Raw genomic sequence first — 13,545 nt, forward strand, 5'->3', positions numbered from 1 at the left:
TCTTAGGCGTGGATGGGTTTTATTAAGCTGGGTAAACGAGCCTGATTGGCGGCTCGGGCAGCACTGTATTCCATGATATGGGCCGTACGTGCAGCGAGCTCAGGCCCCAGGAAGCGTTCCAGCAAGTAGAGCGTCAGGTCCACACATAGGCTAACCCCGCCGCCGGTGATGATGTCTCCTTCGTCAACCAACAAGGCTTCGCGTACAGAACAGTTCATGGTCATTTCGGCCAATGTGCTCAGGGGCGAGGTCTCCGGGGCTGCGTAGGCGGCTTTGCTGGTTGCAGTACGGCCATCCAGTAATCGGGCGCTGGCCAGTAGCAGTGCCCCTGTACAGACGCTCACCATGACATCTCCGCGAGCATGGCGTTGGCGTAAAAAATTTAACAATACGGGGTTGTTGGCCTGTGTTTTCCAGCCTGGACCACCCGTGATGATGGTGACATCGGCGGCGGGAGCTTGTGCAAAACTGTATTCCGTCTCTAGCTGCAAACCGTTGCGCAATCGTATGACTCCGCCGGTTTCGGAGAGCGTGTGGTACTGCAGCTCTGGGGCCAGGCGTTTTGCCATGGACAGGGTGCCCAAAATACCAATTTCAATGGGCTCTACGTCTTCGTACAGGATGATGCCAATGCGCATAAGGAAACCTCCGTAAAAGTTTCCTAATAATATTTAAAAGTTTCCTTTTTGGCAACAAGAATGTCCGACTCGGTTTCTTATTCCTCGCTGGGTGGTTCGATAATCACTACCAATGCCTGGGCGTCCCCATCCAGCGCTCGGCCTCGGTGGGGCGTGTTGGACTCGAAATACATGCTATCGCCCGCTTCAAGCCGGATTTTGGCCAATTGGCCGTGAATCTTGAATTCGAATTCAACCGTACCAGTTAACAAGTAGACGAACTCTTCGCCAGCATGCTCAAAAAATACTTGAGGATCAGTGTGTTGGGGGAAGGTGAACATGAACGGATCCATGTTTCGGTTGGCTTTTTTATGAGCAAGACTGACGTAGTCGTAGCCGTACTCGCTGCCTCCGCGGCTGACCGGTTTGCGTTCCCAACTGTGTACTACAGACACCGGTGAGTCCTGGCTTAGCGGCATGGTGGGATTGTCTTGATCCGGATCGACAAAGAAGACGCTCAAGTCCACTCCCATGGCTCGTGCAATGCGAGCCAAGGTTCCGATGGGAGGGGCTTTGTTGCCATTCTCGATCTTGGATAAATAGCCTTTGGTAAAGCCGGAGCGTTCGGCCAGGGTATCCAGAGTCAGGCGATGTTCACGCCGCAGTTCACGCAGCCGCTTGCAGACGGCTGCTTCCTCCTGTTCGGGCTTGTCGTTATTAGGGCTAAGAGAGCTGAGTTCCTCGGTCACGCCTGATTCCACGTCTGAACGGTATGAAGGAAGACACGGCCCCACTGGGTGAGGCCGTATCTGCGGGCAATGAAAATAGTCTGGTTGCCAGCGGGTTCAAGGCGTGCAACCTAGCTTGAATCATACCGTATGAGTGCGAAGGTGCGCAGTGGCTTTCTCAGCGTTGCAGCAAGGCAAGCTTGTTGGTCTGCTCTGACCAGAAGTGCGCGTCTGGATGAGCGGGTGGCCCGCTGAAAGCGACAGGCCAGTTTTGTGCCAGTTCGGCATTGAGCGGGATGTAGTGCCGATGCTCAGGTCCTAACTCATAGTCGGAGGCAATGGCTTGCACGGGACAGGCCAGAATGCACAGCGTGCAATTGATGCAGCTCTGCGGATTGATGACCATGAAGTTCGGGCCGCGATGGAAGGCATCGGCAGGGCAGACCTCCAGGCACTCGCCATATTGGCAGTTGATGCAGGGGTCGGTGACGACGCAGGTCATGACTGCTCCTTGCGGTGTGCTGCGGGGCGTCTTGCGCCCCGCGTAGCGATAGGCCGCTCAGGCGGCTTGAAAACCTGCTGTGCCAAAGAACACATTCGGTTTGCGGTAGACCGCCAGCAAAATGCAGCCTTCGTCGGAATGAGTCTCGTGCAAAGAGCCTGGGTGTCGCCACACATACTGACCAGCCCGACAAATACCGTCGTGGTCGTAGAACGAGCCTTGCAGGACGTAGCTTTGTTCAATTTCCGGGTGACGGTGAAAAGGCAAGACGGCGCCGGGTTCCCATTTGAGCAGCACCGTCATCTCTCCTTCAGCATCGTTGCGATACAGCACTTTCATCGAGATTTTTTCGAATTGTGAAGGCTGCCATTCCATGGATTCAGGGTCCACATAGACGGAGCCGCCTTGGGTGGGTTCCAGCTTGCCTTTGAGGCGTTGGGCATAGTGCTTGCTTTCAGTTTGTTCGGTGGTGTTGGTTTCTGTGCTCATGATCTCTCCTTGGTTGGGCCGCCCATGTGGGTCGGTAGGCATAATTTAGTGAGAAGTTTCTTATTAGTCAACTTTTAAGATAAAAATAAGGATAAGTTTACTGATAAACCCTAATTTAAGCTTAAAAAGTTTCCTGTCAGTATTTGTCCACCGTGTGTGGTATTTGCGGGCACATCCATAAGAGGCCCGGATCGATAGCCGGGCCTGACAATCAGGAGACAGGAATGAGCATTTCAGTTAAGGCGGACAGTCTGGGGGACTCCGCCACTCAGGAGCGGCAGGCGCTGGAGGAGGAAAAGTCCATGCGGCGTGTCGTGATGGCCAGCGTGATTGGCACAACGGTGGAGTGGTATGACTTTTTGTTGTATGGCACCGCAGCCGCATTAGTGTTTAACAAGATCTTTTTCCCAGGCTTGGATCCGCTGATGGGTACCTTGGCCGCGCTGGGTTCGTTCGCGGTCGGTTTTATTGCGCGCCCTTTGGGAGGTGTAGTGTTTGGGCACTTTGGTGATCGAGTTGGTCGTAAATCCATGCTGATGTTGACCATGTTCTTGATGGGGGGAGGCACATTCGCGATTGGCCTGTTACCTACCTATGAACAAATTGGGATCTGGGCTCCCATTGCCTTGATTTTGTTACGTATTATTCAGGGCTTCGGTATTGGTGGGGAGTGGGGAGGGGCAGCGCTGATGGTCATTGAGCACGCTCCCCGAGATCGACGAGGATTTTACGGTAGTCTGGTACAGGTGGGTTTCCCGCTGGGTATGCTGGCATCGACTGGCATTCTGGCCTGGCTAAGTCGTTTGCCGGAAGCCGAGTTTCTGAGTTGGGGATGGCGGGTGCCGTTCCTGCTGAGTGTGGTGCTGGTTGCATTGGGTTTTTATATCCGTTTGCAGGTGGTTGAGTCTCCTGTCTTTCAGGTCAGTCAGGATGAGGGCGAAAAAGCTGGTTCGGAGGTAAAAACAGACAAGGCGCCTCTCTGGCAAATTCTGACCAAGCATCGCTTGAATCTTTGCCTCAGCATTGGGCTGAAAGTATGTGAAGTTGCCTGGGTGTATATCCTGACAGTCTTTGTGATTGTCTACGGGACTAACGCGTTGAATCTACCCAAGGGCTTGATTCTGGATGGGGTGCTTCTTGGGGCAGTGCTGGAAATCGGCTTTATTCCCCTTTTTGGCTACCTGTCTGACAAGGTGGGGCGTAAGGCTTTGTACTATTTCGGGTCTTGCTTCGTGTTACTTGCGGTCTATCCTTTGTTTCTCTGTCTGGAAACGCGTGACCCAACACTTATCATCGGAGCGATTGCGGCATGCATGGTTTTTGGCCATGGTCCGATGTACGGCCCTCAGGCTGCCTATTTGCCGGAATTGTTCGGTACCAAAGTACGTTATAGCGGTGCATCTTTAGGCTGCCAGGTAGCTGCCGGGGTGGGCGGTGGTCTGGCACCTATGTTGGCGACATGGCTATTAGCTAGCCAAGGACACTATTGGGGCGTGGCCGTGATGGTGCTGGTGTTGGCTGTGATCACTTTGTGGGCAACATGGCGTAGCCCTGAAACATATAGGGATGATTTGACCAAGACGCAGTAGCAGGTATCAAGGTCAAAAAAACAGCGCCTGATAAAGGCGCTGTTTTTTTGTAAGGATAGCGATTCGCCTTACTGAGCAGGTACTACCGTCGTGGTTTCGCGCAGAATACCGCCGCCTTCCACGCTACCGCGCACGGTTGTGTCCTGGCCGGTCATGGATTTCAGGCAGTCTTGCTGGCGATCCGCGGGTAGACGATGGCAACGTGCCTGACGGTTGGTATCCAGATTGTGATCGCGCTTGTCCAGTTTGTTATGTCGCTCGGCTTGCAAGGCCGCACCGGCTTCGCGCCGGCAGGTGGTGCGTTGTTCGCCCTTGAACTGCTCACAGCGCTGAATATCGTGTCGGTAGTCTTGGGACGGGGTTTGAGCCCAGGCAGCGGAGGACAGCAGACCCAGGCTGAGCAAGCTGGCACTCAGAATTCGGGATGGGTGTGTAAGTAGACTCATCGATCTCACTCCTTTACTTGCTAAGGGAATCACCGGCTTGGCGAGCACTGTTACGAGCAGGTATGAGTAGCAGGCCGCAAAGCCCCAAAAGCGACTGCGTATGGGGCAATACCCGATACGCAGTAAACACTTACTAGTATAGGTGGAGCAGTTGCAAGTGAGGGTAATAAAACTTTTCTAAACCCTCATTGCTTGATTTAGCTCTTGTCGCTGGCCCGAGGTTCTGCCAGGTCTTTGGGCAGAGGTGCTTTGTGCGGCATGTCCAGGTAGCCAGGTTCGTCCGGGCCGTACTCGGCCAGACGCTGGCGATGCTCGCGTTTGATGGCAGCGCGCATCAGGAAGATGGCGGTGACCGGCGAGGTAATGATCAGGAGCACGCTAAGGATGAGCGGGTGCAGAATAGGGCGGCTCATCAGGTGGCTGGCGCTGATGGCTACCGCCAGCACCATGAAAAACGTACCCAGCGTATTCCCCATGGTGGGGGCGTGGATGCGCGAATAAAAGTGTTTGAAGCGCAGCAAGCCAGCCGAACCCACCAGGGCCACGATACCACTCAGAACCAGCAGAAGGGCGACCGGGATAGCCAACCACAAAGGCAATAAAGGCGTGTTCATGGCTCGATCACCTCGGCGCGCAACAGGAATTTCGCCATGGCTGCCGAGCCTACAAAACCGAACAGGGCAATCAACAGGGCGATATCAAAGTACAAGGTAGAGTCAAAACGAATGCCCAGTGCCAGCAAGGCCAGCATGCCGTTGATGTACATGGTGTCCAGCGCCAGCACGCGGTCGGCGGCGGAAGGGCCTTTGAGCAGGCGGATGACGGCGCAGCCCATGCCCAGGACAAAGCAGCCCAGGGCAAACTGACAGGCCCAGTAAACAATGTCTATCATTGGAAAATCTCCAGTAGCGGTCCTTGGTAGCGCTTCTGAATAGTGTCTAACCAGACCTGTTCGTCTTGCAGATCCAGAATGTGCAAGGTCAGGACGCGGGTCTCGTAATCGAAGCCGGACCAGACGGTCCCTGGGGTGTAGGTAATGATGCACGCCAAGGCTGCCAGACCATGTGGGTCAGTCAGTTGCAAAGGGATGGCCAGAAAGCCGGGGCGGGGCGCATTGCCGCCTTTCAGGACCAGATGACCCACGGCAATATTGGACAGCACAATATCCCAAGCTACTTGGAAGATCAGTTTCAAGGCCAGAAAGGGATGTCGAATGCTGGCTTTAACGGGACGAAAGGGAATGGCGGCCAAACTCAGGGCGATGGCCAGGAACAGGCCCAGCACCACATAACCGGCCGAGAGCGAGTCGTTCAGCAGCAGCCACAGACCCAGGAGCAGTAAAGGCAGAAACAGATGTTTGGTGTAGCGTCGCATCAGAATCCCTCCGCTTGAACAGAACGCACAGGGTTTTGTCGCAAGACCGAGCCGATGTAGATACGAGGCTCATCGAGCTGTTGGGCTGTTTGCTCCAGGTAGGTCGTGATTGGACCTGCATACCAGCTCAAGATCCCGCAAGCCACAATAATGCCCGCAATCGGAGCGGCTTCGATCAGTTTCAGGCGGGGAATCGTCAAGGAGCTATTGCTCCAGAACAGACGAATGCCCACACGCACCATGGCAATCAGGCCGGCCACACCCGAAATCAGCACGGCGGCTGTCAGAATCCAGGCGTTCAGCGGCTCAGGAGACTGGCCGGAGGCTTTCAGGGCGGCTGTCAGCAGGGACAGCTTGGCCACAAAACCGGACAGGGGGGGCAGGCCCACAATCAGCAAGGCGCAGGCAATAAAGGACATGCCCAGGAACACCATTACGCCGGGGATGGCTACACCCACCACGTCATCACTATTGTCTTCGGATTCCGGGTCGTCCAGATCAAAGACTTCCTGACTCACGGCCAGCAGGTCGGCACCAAAAGGCTTGGTACGGCTGACCAGTTCCAGCAACAGGAAGAACGCACCCAAAGCCAGCACACTGCTCAGCATGTAGTACAGGGCAGGGCCGGTCAGAATGACCCCAGGCATACCCAGAGCGGCCAGCAAGGTGCCCGAGGACACGATGATGCAGTAACTGGCCAGCCGTTCGGGTTGCTGTGCGGCCATCACACCAATCGCACCGAAGGCCAGCGTGGCAATCCCGGCCGGGAACATCCAGGCCACGCCAAAGGCGGCAGGCGCCCCCGTCGGCAGCAGCAAGGAGCCAATACGCAGCAGCGCGTAAATGCCCACCTTGGTCATGATGGCAAACATGGCCGCGACCGGCGCACTGGCATTGCCATAAGCATTGGGTAGCCACAAGTTCAGGGGCCAGGCAGCCGCCTTGATCAGGAAGGCAATACCCAGGATGGCCATGGCCGCTTCAAATACCAGGCGGTCCGAGTCCGGCATGGAACCGGCGCGCAGAGCCAGATCAGCCATGTTCAGGGTGCCAGTGACACCGTAAACCAGGGCAATCGCGATCAGCAGCAAGAAGGAAGAGATCAGGTTGACGGCAATGTAATGCAGGCCGGCACTGACGCGGGCCGCGCCCGAACCGTGCAGCATCAGACCATAGGACGCTGCCAGCAGCACCTCGAAGAACACAAACAGGTTGAACAGGTCGCCAGTCAGGAAAGCGCCGTTCAGGCCCATTAGAAGCAGTTGGAACAAGGAGTGGAAATGTACCCCTACGCGATCCCAGCGTGCCAGCGAATAGAACCAGCAGCAAAAAGCCAGCACATTGGTCAGCACCAGCAAGAAGGCGGCCAGCCGGTCCACGACCAGCACAATCCCGAAGGGAGCGGGCCAGTCACCGAGCAGATACACACCGACGGACTGGGGCCAGATCGGGTCCAGTGTGCCATCGGCCAACAGGAGTAGATAGACCGCGCAGAACAACTGGGCCAATAAGGAGCTGAAAGCGATCAGCAGCTTGTAGTGACGGCGCTTGTCGCGCAGCATCACCATCAGTGCCGCGGCCATCATGGGGATGGCAACGGGCAATACGGGCAAGTGTTGGTTGAGTAGACTCACAGATCGTCTTCCTCGCGGCCATCAACGTGGTCGGTACCGCTCAGGCCACGATTGGCCAGAATGACGACCAGAAACAGGGCGGTGGTGGCAAAGCCAATCACAATAGCGGTCAAGACCAGCGCTTGGGGGAGGGGGTCGGCATAGTCGGCCCCCAGCTTGCCGGCGTTAATAACGGGAGCAGCACTGATTTTGAGTCTGCCCATACTGAAAATGAACAGGTTCACGGCATAGGACACTAAAGCCAGTCCCATGATGACCTGAAAGGTACGCGGGCGCAGCAGGAGCCAGACGCCCGAGCCGGCCAGCACACCAATCGCAATTGAAAGCACGATTTCCATTATTTATTCTCCATCCCGGATGCAGCGTTCGAGGCGGATTGCAGCGACGGCAGTTTGCGATAAAAACGTAGGGACTGGTGAGCCAGCGCGACCAGAATCAGGATGGTGGAACCAATCACCAGCATGAACACGCCAATGTCAAAGATCAGCGCGCTGGACGTATGCACGTCGCCCACCAGGGGCAGATGCAGGTCCCAGCTTTGGGCGGACAGGAAGGGCTTGTTGAAGGCCCACACCAGCATGGCGGCCACACCGGCTGTCAGCAGTCCCAAGCCAATCCAGGTTTGAGGCTGAATCAGTGGGCGGGACTCCATCCAGACCACGCCGCTAACCATGTACTGCAAGATAATGCCGGTTGCCATGATCAGGCCGCCCACAAAACCGCCGCCGGGCAGGTTGTGGCCGCGCAGCAGGAAGTACAAGGCAATCAGCGTGGAGATAGGCAGCAGCAAGCGCAGCAAGACGGCTGGAATCTGCATGATGCCTTCGGGCAGCGGGGTCTTGGGATCGGGTTCCACAAAGACGGCTTCACGGCTGTCCTTGACGTTCTGGCGACGGGCCAGAGGTTGGGCGATGGCTTCAATGGGTGGACGGAATCGACGCAGCAGGGCGAAGACCGTCAGGGCCACAATACCCAGCACCACAATTTCACCAAAGGTATCAAAACCGCGGAAGTCCACCAGAATCACGTTTACCACGTTGGCGCCGCCGCCCAGAGGCAGGGCCTTCTCGACAAAAAAGGGCGAGATGCCGCTGGGGTGAGGGCGCGTCATCATGGCGTAGGCCAGGGCAGCGATACCGCAACCGGCCAGAATGGCAATAATCAAGTCGCGGCTACGGCGGAACAGGGCGCGACCACTATTATCCTGGCCACCAGGCATATCACTGACGCGTTGCGGCAACCAGCGCAGGCCCAGCAAAATCAGCACGACGGTGACTACTTCCACCGCCAGCTGGGTAAGTGCCAGGTCAGGGGCGGACAGCCAGGCAAAGGTCAGGCTGGTCACCAGTCCAGCACCACCAGACAGCAGCAAGGAGGCCGGGCGGTGGAACTTGGCTTGACGAGCTGCACCAATCGCGCAGGCAATCCCGACGGCCCACATCAGGGCAAAGAAGGGGTCAATAGGGGTGGAAATGGTGGACTTGAACCAGTTGCCACGAGCCAGAGGCAGGGCGGCAACGCAGATTGTGACCACGATAATCAGCAAGGTTTGGCGTTGCAGGCGTGGCGAATACAGCTTGCCTACCGCCCAGTTGGCTGCCACTTCCAGATACTCCATGGCCAGTTCGAAGAAACGTCGGCCATCGGCACGGGTCAGCAAAGGCGTGCGGCCCTGGCGATTTCTGTAGAAGCGGTTGATGATCAGTACGAAGATCACACCCATGCCCGTTGCGACCAGACTCATGATCAGGGGCAGGTTGAAACCGTGCCAGACGGCCAGGTCGTACTGAGGCATTTCAGCACCCAGAATCGCGCCGGCAGCCGTGTGCAGGAATGGACCAAAGGTCAGGCTGGGAATGACGCCGACCAGCAAGCAGGTCAGTACCAGAATGGCACTGGGGATCAACATGCGGCGAGGGGGCTCATGCGGCTCCCGCGGCAAGTCGGTGGCGACGGGGCCAAAAAAGACCTGAGCAATAAAGCGCAAGGAATAGGCCACGCTGAAGGAACCTGCAATGACCGCCACAACGGGCAGGGCGTATTCCCAGGTGTTGCCATTGCTGGCCAGAATGGTCTCGGCAAAGAACATTTCTTTGGAAATAAAGCCATTCAATAGGGGCACTCCGGCCATGGCCGCCGCCGCGACGGTTGCCAAAGTGGCGGTCAAGGGCATGGCGTGGCGCAAACCGGAAAGACGGTTCAGGTTACGGGTACCCGTTTCGTGGTCCACGATACCGGCAGCCATGAACAGGGACGCCTTGAACGTCGCGTGGTTCATCATGTGAAATAGTGCGGCGACCAGAGCAAGCGGGCTGTTCAGGCCCAGCAACAAGGTAATCAGACCCAGATGACTGATGGTGGAATAAGCCAGCACGCCTTTCATGTCGCGCTGGAACATGGCCACATAAGCACCCAGTGTCAGGGAACACAGACCGGCGCCCCCAATAATGACAGCCCATTCCGTCGTGCCCGACAGCGCAGGCCACAAGCGTGCCAGCAGGAATACCCCGGCCTTGACCATAGTGGCCGAGTGCAAATAGGCAGATACGGGGGTCGGGGCGGCCATGGCATGGGGCAGCCAGATATGGAAGGGGAACTGGGCACTTTTAGTTAGCGCACCCAGGGCAATCAGGATCAGCATCCCGGTATACCAGGGGTGGTTGCGAATCTGCTCGCCCGACTCCAGTACCACGCTCAGGTCATAGCTGCCGGCGGCCTGGCCCAGCATGAGCACGCCCGCCAGCAAACAGAAACCGCCCGTACCCGTGATGATCAGCGACATGCGCGCACCGCGACGCGCATCCATGCGGTGATACCAATAGGCAATCAGCATGAAGGAAGACAGACTGGTCAGTTCCCAGAACACGACCAGCTGAATCAGGTTGCCCGACAGCACCACCCCCAGCATCGAGCCCATGAAGGCTTGCAGAAAGGAGAAAAAGCGCCGGACCGGATCCTGGGCGGACAGGTAATAGTGCGCATAAAGGGCAATCAAGGCCCCCATGGCGGTAATGATGATACTGAAGAGCCAGGCATAGCCGTCCATGCGCAGCTTGAAGGTCAAGCCATGGGCGGGTATCCAGGAGCGTGACGACTCCAGCACCTCTCCGCGAGCGATGTCCGGATAGGCGTAGAGAGTGAGTAAGGCGCACGTAACGGCGACAGCGCCTGCAAGAGATGCCTGGAGTTTGCGAGAGTTCGCGGGCATCAGGGAAGATAGCAAGCTACCGATAAACGGTAGAGCTAGGATCACGAGCAAATACATCTGACTCCAACAGGCGGTAATTTAGGCGGCTAGCGCTTAATAATACGATATATGAAGCTAAATTCAGCCCAACGGTGATAAAAAAAGCGTTTTTTTAGTTATTGCGGCCTTGATGCAGGTCAAGCGCATGCGTGAGGTTTTCTCTCACAATGAATGCTTGACTAGAAGAAACAGGTCTTTTGCAGGAGGCCCCTATATGCCGCAAACCTTGGAAGCATCGGACGCCAGCGCCCCGACCGCGCCGGACATTGAAATCTCTGAAGCCCTGATTCGGCGCTTTGATCGTTCCGGACCACGTTACACCTCCTATCCCACCGCAGACCGTTTTTTTCAGGACTTCCCCGCTCAGCCCTATATTCACGAGCTATCGCGCCGGGCCTTGAGCAGCAGCAATCCCCCCTTGTCGGTCTACCTGCATATTCCGTTTTGCCAGTCGCTTTGCTATTTCTGTGCCTGCAACAAGATCATTACCCAGGATCGCAGCAAGAGCGAGCAGTACCTGGATTACCTGCTGCGCGAAATTGATATGGTCACCCAATATATGGGTGAAGATCGGCGCACCGAACAACTGCATTTGGGCGGCGGCTCGCCCACTTTCCTGGACAATGAGCAATTGACCCGCCTGATGGCCAAGCTCAAGGAACAGTTCGCGTTCACGGATGATGCCGAACTGGGCATCGAGATCGACCCTCGTACCTTGGCGGAAGGCACGCTCCAGAACTTGGCGGCTCTGGGCTTTAACCGTACCAGCTTTGGGGTGCAGGACTTTGACCCCAATGTGCAAAAAGCGATCAACCGCATTCAGCCCTTCGAAATGGTCAAACGCGCCATTGAAGAGAGCCGGGCTGCCGGTTTCCAATCCATCAACACCGATCTGATCTACGGTCTGCCTTTGCAGACTCTGGAAAGCTTTGCCATCACCATTGACTCCTTGGTGCAACTGCGGCCAGATCGCATCGCTTTGTATAACTACGCGCACTTGCCCACGCGCTTCAAGGCGCAGCGTTTAATCAACGAGGAAGAACTGCCTGACGCCGACCAGCGCTTGCAGTTGTTCCTGATGTCTTCGCAGCGTCTGCTGGATGCGGGGTATGTCTATATTGGTCTGGACCATTTTGCCTTGCCCACGGACGAGCTGAATCTGGCCCGTCTGGACGGCAGCCTGCACCGTAACTTCCAGGGCTACACCACTCGCGCAGCCTGTGATCTGGTTTCCTTTGGCGTGTCGTCTATTGGTCAGGTGGGCACCATGCATGTGCAAAATGCCCGCAGCCTGCGCAATTACTACGCTGATATAGACCGGGGGCGTTTGCCCATCGAGCGGGGTATTGTGATGCAGCAAGACGATCGCCTGCGAGCGGAAGTCATCATGCATTTGATGTGCAGCATGCCAGTGCCTATTTTGCGTCTGGAAGCGCGTTATGGCATTGATTTTGCCAGTTACTTCTCTGCCGAGCTGCAAGAACTCAACAGCTATGCCGACGCCGGCTTGCTGACTGTCGATGCTCAATCCATCCAGGTTCTGCCCAAAGGCCGTTTGTTTGTGCGCGCCTACAGCATGGTGTTCGACAAGTACTTGAGCCAGGAAAGCGGTGCCCGCTATTCCCGCCTGATTTAACACAGTGGCCGTCCTTGCAGACGGCCACGATTCTATTGCCCTGTTTCTGGTCCCGACGTGGCCGGCAGGTTCTTGCATCAACCTAAGGTATTTACATCGTGCTAAAGACGGATTTACGTCTCATGTCCCTGAAGGGAAAACTGCTTTTGCCTATTGTTCAAGGCGGCATGGGAGTCGGTATTTCGGCGTCCCGACTGGCCGGTACTGTGGCCGCATTGGGCGGGCTGGGGACGATCTCCAGCGTGGATTTACGGCGTCATCACGAAGACCTGATGGACAGCACCGGGGGTGATGTCGAAAAAGGCGTGGTCGATGCGGCCAATTTGCAGGCGCTGGACCGCGAAATCAATCGTGCCCGAGAGCGCTCGGGTGGCAATGGCGGTATCGCCGTCAATATCATGAAGGCCGTCTCGCAGTATCCCGAGTATGTGCGTCAGTCTTGCGAGAGCGGGGCAGACGCGGTGGTGGTGGGCGCTGGCCTGCCCCTGGATTTGCCTGAGCTGGTTCAGGATCACCCCAAAGTGGCCCTGATTCCTATCTTGTCGGATGTACGTGGCGTCACCCTGCTGGTGAAAAAATGGCTGCGTCGCAAGCGTTTGCCGGACGCCGTCGTTCTGGAAAATCCCCGTTATGCCGCCGGTCACCTGGGCGCTGCCGACGATCAGTCCTTGAACAAACCTGAATATGCGTTCCAGCGTGTGCTGGAAGGTTGCCGAGCCTTGTTCCGCGAGCTGGGCCTGGAGGCCGAGCGTATTCCCTTGATCGCCGCAGGCGGGATTCATCGCCCTGAGCAACTGCGTCAGTTAATCGATTGGGGTGCAGACGGCGTGCAAATGGGTACGGCTTTTGCCGTCACCGAAGAGGGGGATGCGCACGAGAACTTCAAGCGCGTCTTGCTGGATGCTGAGCCCAAGGACATCGTGACATTCATGAGTGTGGCGGGCCTGCCTGCCCGTGCCGTGCGTACGCCCTGGCTGGATGCTTACCTGCATAAAGAGCAAAAGCTGCAATCGGTGGCGCGTGAGCGTGCTTGCACGGAAGGCTTTGATTGCCTGGCACATTGCGGCTTGCGCGATGGGGTGCAGCGGCACGGTCAATTCTGCATTGACCGCCAGTTGGCCTATGCCTTGAAAGGGGATGTGGAACGTGGTCTGTTCTTCCGCAGCTCCGAAGCCTTGCCTTTTGGCAAGGCCATGAAGTCGGTGCGCGAATTGATGGACTACATGTTGAATGGCCGCAGCAAAACGCCGGGTGTGGTTCCTGCGGGTTAATACTTTCAGGCT

Annotated in this window: 14 protein-coding genes; 3 read left to right on the top strand and 11 right to left on the bottom strand. The window is 56.7% G+C overall.

The window, feature by feature from the left end; all coding sequences use genetic code 11:
* Positions 1 to 2: 2 nt before the first annotated feature.
* The 4 genes from Q9R35_RS03175 to Q9R35_RS03190 all read right to left on the bottom strand — a co-directional run bounded on the left by Q9R35_RS03175 (position 3) and on the right by Q9R35_RS03190 (position 2,336).
* Positions 3 to 638, bottom strand: coding sequence for a DJ-1/PfpI family protein (locus Q9R35_RS03175; protein ID WP_311219326.1), 636 nt, complete (start codon positions 636 to 638; stop codon positions 3 to 5).
* A 77-nt stretch (positions 639 to 715) separates the two neighbouring features.
* On the bottom strand, positions 716 to 1,366 hold the full coding sequence (locus Q9R35_RS03180) for an XRE family transcriptional regulator (protein WP_311219327.1): 651 nt from the start codon (positions 1,364 to 1,366) through the stop codon (positions 716 to 718).
* Positions 1,367 to 1,523: 157 nt separating this feature from the next.
* On the bottom strand, positions 1,524 to 1,847 hold the full coding sequence (locus tag Q9R35_RS03185; RefSeq protein ID WP_042481187.1) for a ferredoxin family protein: 324 nt from the start codon (positions 1,845 to 1,847) through the stop codon (positions 1,524 to 1,526).
* A gap of 57 nt (positions 1,848 to 1,904) precedes the next feature.
* A complete protein-coding gene (locus Q9R35_RS03190) occupies positions 1,905 to 2,336 on the bottom strand; it encodes a cupin domain-containing protein (protein WP_080723688.1) in 432 nt (143 codons plus the stop codon).
* Between the two features lie 224 nt (positions 2,337 to 2,560).
* Between Q9R35_RS03190 and Q9R35_RS03195 the strand changes: the two genes are divergently transcribed.
* On the top strand, positions 2,561 to 3,925 hold the full coding sequence (locus tag Q9R35_RS03195; RefSeq protein WP_080723687.1) for an MFS transporter: 1,365 nt from the start codon (positions 2,561 to 2,563) through the stop codon (positions 3,923 to 3,925).
* 68 nt (positions 3,926 to 3,993) lie between these two features.
* On the opposite strand, the gene Q9R35_RS03200 is transcribed toward Q9R35_RS03195, so the two are convergent.
* The 7 genes from Q9R35_RS03200 to Q9R35_RS03230 form a co-directional block, all read right to left on the bottom strand.
* Positions 3,994 to 4,371 (bottom strand): hypothetical protein, encoded by a 378-nt coding sequence (locus Q9R35_RS03200; RefSeq protein WP_311219328.1) that lies wholly within the window; start codon positions 4,369 to 4,371, stop codon positions 3,994 to 3,996.
* 197 nt (positions 4,372 to 4,568) lie between these two features.
* Positions 4,569 to 4,985 carry a monovalent cation/H(+) antiporter subunit G gene (gene mnhG, locus Q9R35_RS03205; protein WP_042481181.1) on the bottom strand — a complete coding sequence of 139 codons (417 nt, stop codon included), beginning with the start codon at positions 4,983 to 4,985 and terminating at the stop codon, positions 4,569 to 4,571.
* Positions 4,982 to 5,263, bottom strand: coding sequence for a K+/H+ antiporter subunit F (locus Q9R35_RS03210; protein ID WP_009461751.1), 282 nt, complete (start codon positions 5,261 to 5,263; stop codon positions 4,982 to 4,984). The genes mnhG and Q9R35_RS03210 overlap by 4 nt, the downstream gene beginning before the upstream one ends.
* Entirely contained in the window at positions 5,260 to 5,745 is a 486-nt protein-coding gene (locus tag Q9R35_RS03215) for a Na+/H+ antiporter subunit E (RefSeq protein WP_026483416.1), read from the bottom strand. The genes Q9R35_RS03210 and Q9R35_RS03215 overlap by 4 nt, the downstream gene beginning before the upstream one ends.
* On the bottom strand, positions 5,745 to 7,331 hold the full coding sequence (locus tag Q9R35_RS03220) for a monovalent cation/H+ antiporter subunit D (RefSeq protein ID WP_232623251.1): 1,587 nt from the start codon (positions 7,329 to 7,331) through the stop codon (positions 5,745 to 5,747). Before Q9R35_RS03220 ends, Q9R35_RS03215 begins: the two co-directional genes overlap by 1 nt.
* A 44-nt stretch (positions 7,332 to 7,375) precedes the next feature.
* A complete protein-coding gene (locus Q9R35_RS03225) occupies positions 7,376 to 7,717 on the bottom strand; it encodes a Na+/H+ antiporter subunit C (RefSeq protein WP_009461754.1) in 342 nt (113 codons plus the stop codon).
* Positions 7,717 to 10,644 (bottom strand): monovalent cation/H+ antiporter subunit A, encoded by a 2,928-nt coding sequence (locus Q9R35_RS03230; RefSeq protein WP_042481173.1) that lies wholly within the window; start codon positions 10,642 to 10,644, stop codon positions 7,717 to 7,719. The genes Q9R35_RS03225 and Q9R35_RS03230 overlap by 1 nt, the downstream gene beginning before the upstream one ends.
* Before the next feature lie 196 nt (positions 10,645 to 10,840).
* Between Q9R35_RS03230 and hemN the strand changes: the two genes are divergently transcribed.
* Positions 10,841 to 12,262 carry an oxygen-independent coproporphyrinogen III oxidase gene (gene hemN / locus Q9R35_RS03235; RefSeq protein ID WP_045930025.1) on the top strand — a complete coding sequence of 474 codons (1,422 nt, stop codon included), beginning with the start codon at positions 10,841 to 10,843 and terminating at the stop codon, positions 12,260 to 12,262.
* A gap of 122 nt (positions 12,263 to 12,384) precedes the next feature.
* The gene (locus Q9R35_RS03240) at positions 12,385 to 13,533 is read left to right on the top strand and encodes a nitronate monooxygenase family protein (RefSeq protein WP_042481167.1); all 1,149 of its coding nucleotides are present in this window, start codon (positions 12,385 to 12,387) and stop codon (positions 13,531 to 13,533) included.
* The last annotated feature ends 12 nt before the right edge of the window (positions 13,534 to 13,545 follow it).

Source organism: Alcaligenes sp. AB3, from assembly GCF_031844565.1.
GTDB classification, from domain to species: Bacteria; Pseudomonadota; Gammaproteobacteria; order Burkholderiales; family Burkholderiaceae_B; genus Alcaligenes; species Alcaligenes faecalis.

Bases quoted from the DNA above. Each gene is read 5' to 3' on its own strand.
- Q9R35_RS03240 (WP_042481167.1), top strand. From the start codon at position 12,385: ATGTCCCTGAAGGGAAAACTGCTTTTGCCTATTGTTCAAGGCGGCATG.
- Q9R35_RS03225 (WP_009461754.1), bottom strand. From the start codon at position 7,717: ATGGAAATCGTGCTTTCAATTGCGATTGGTGTGCTGGCCGGCTCGGGC.
- Q9R35_RS03185 (WP_042481187.1), bottom strand. From the start codon at position 1,847: ATGACCTGCGTCGTCACCGACCCCTGCATCAACTGCCAATATGGCGAG.
- Q9R35_RS03175 (WP_311219326.1), bottom strand. From the start codon at position 638: ATGCGCATTGGCATCATCCTGTACGAAGACGTAGAGCCCATTGAAATT.
- Q9R35_RS03190 (WP_080723688.1), bottom strand. From the start codon at position 2,336: ATGAGCACAGAAACCAACACCACCGAACAAACTGAAAGCAAGCACTAT.
- hemN (WP_045930025.1), top strand. From the start codon at position 10,841: ATGCCGCAAACCTTGGAAGCATCGGACGCCAGCGCCCCGACCGCGCCG.
- mnhG (WP_042481181.1), bottom strand. From the start codon at position 4,985: ATGAACACGCCTTTATTGCCTTTGTGGTTGGCTATCCCGGTCGCCCTT.
- Q9R35_RS03195 (WP_080723687.1), top strand. From the start codon at position 2,561: ATGAGCATTTCAGTTAAGGCGGACAGTCTGGGGGACTCCGCCACTCAG.
- Q9R35_RS03210 (WP_009461751.1), bottom strand. From the start codon at position 5,263: ATGATAGACATTGTTTACTGGGCCTGTCAGTTTGCCCTGGGCTGCTTT.
- Q9R35_RS03200 (WP_311219328.1), bottom strand. From the start codon at position 4,371: ATGAGTCTACTTACACACCCATCCCGAATTCTGAGTGCCAGCTTGCTC.
- Q9R35_RS03230 (WP_042481173.1), bottom strand. From the start codon at position 10,644: ATGTATTTGCTCGTGATCCTAGCTCTACCGTTTATCGGTAGCTTGCTA.
- Q9R35_RS03215 (WP_026483416.1), bottom strand. From the start codon at position 5,745: ATGCGACGCTACACCAAACATCTGTTTCTGCCTTTACTGCTCCTGGGT.
- Q9R35_RS03220 (WP_232623251.1), bottom strand. From the start codon at position 7,331: ATGATGGCCGCGGCACTGATGGTGATGCTGCGCGACAAGCGCCGTCAC.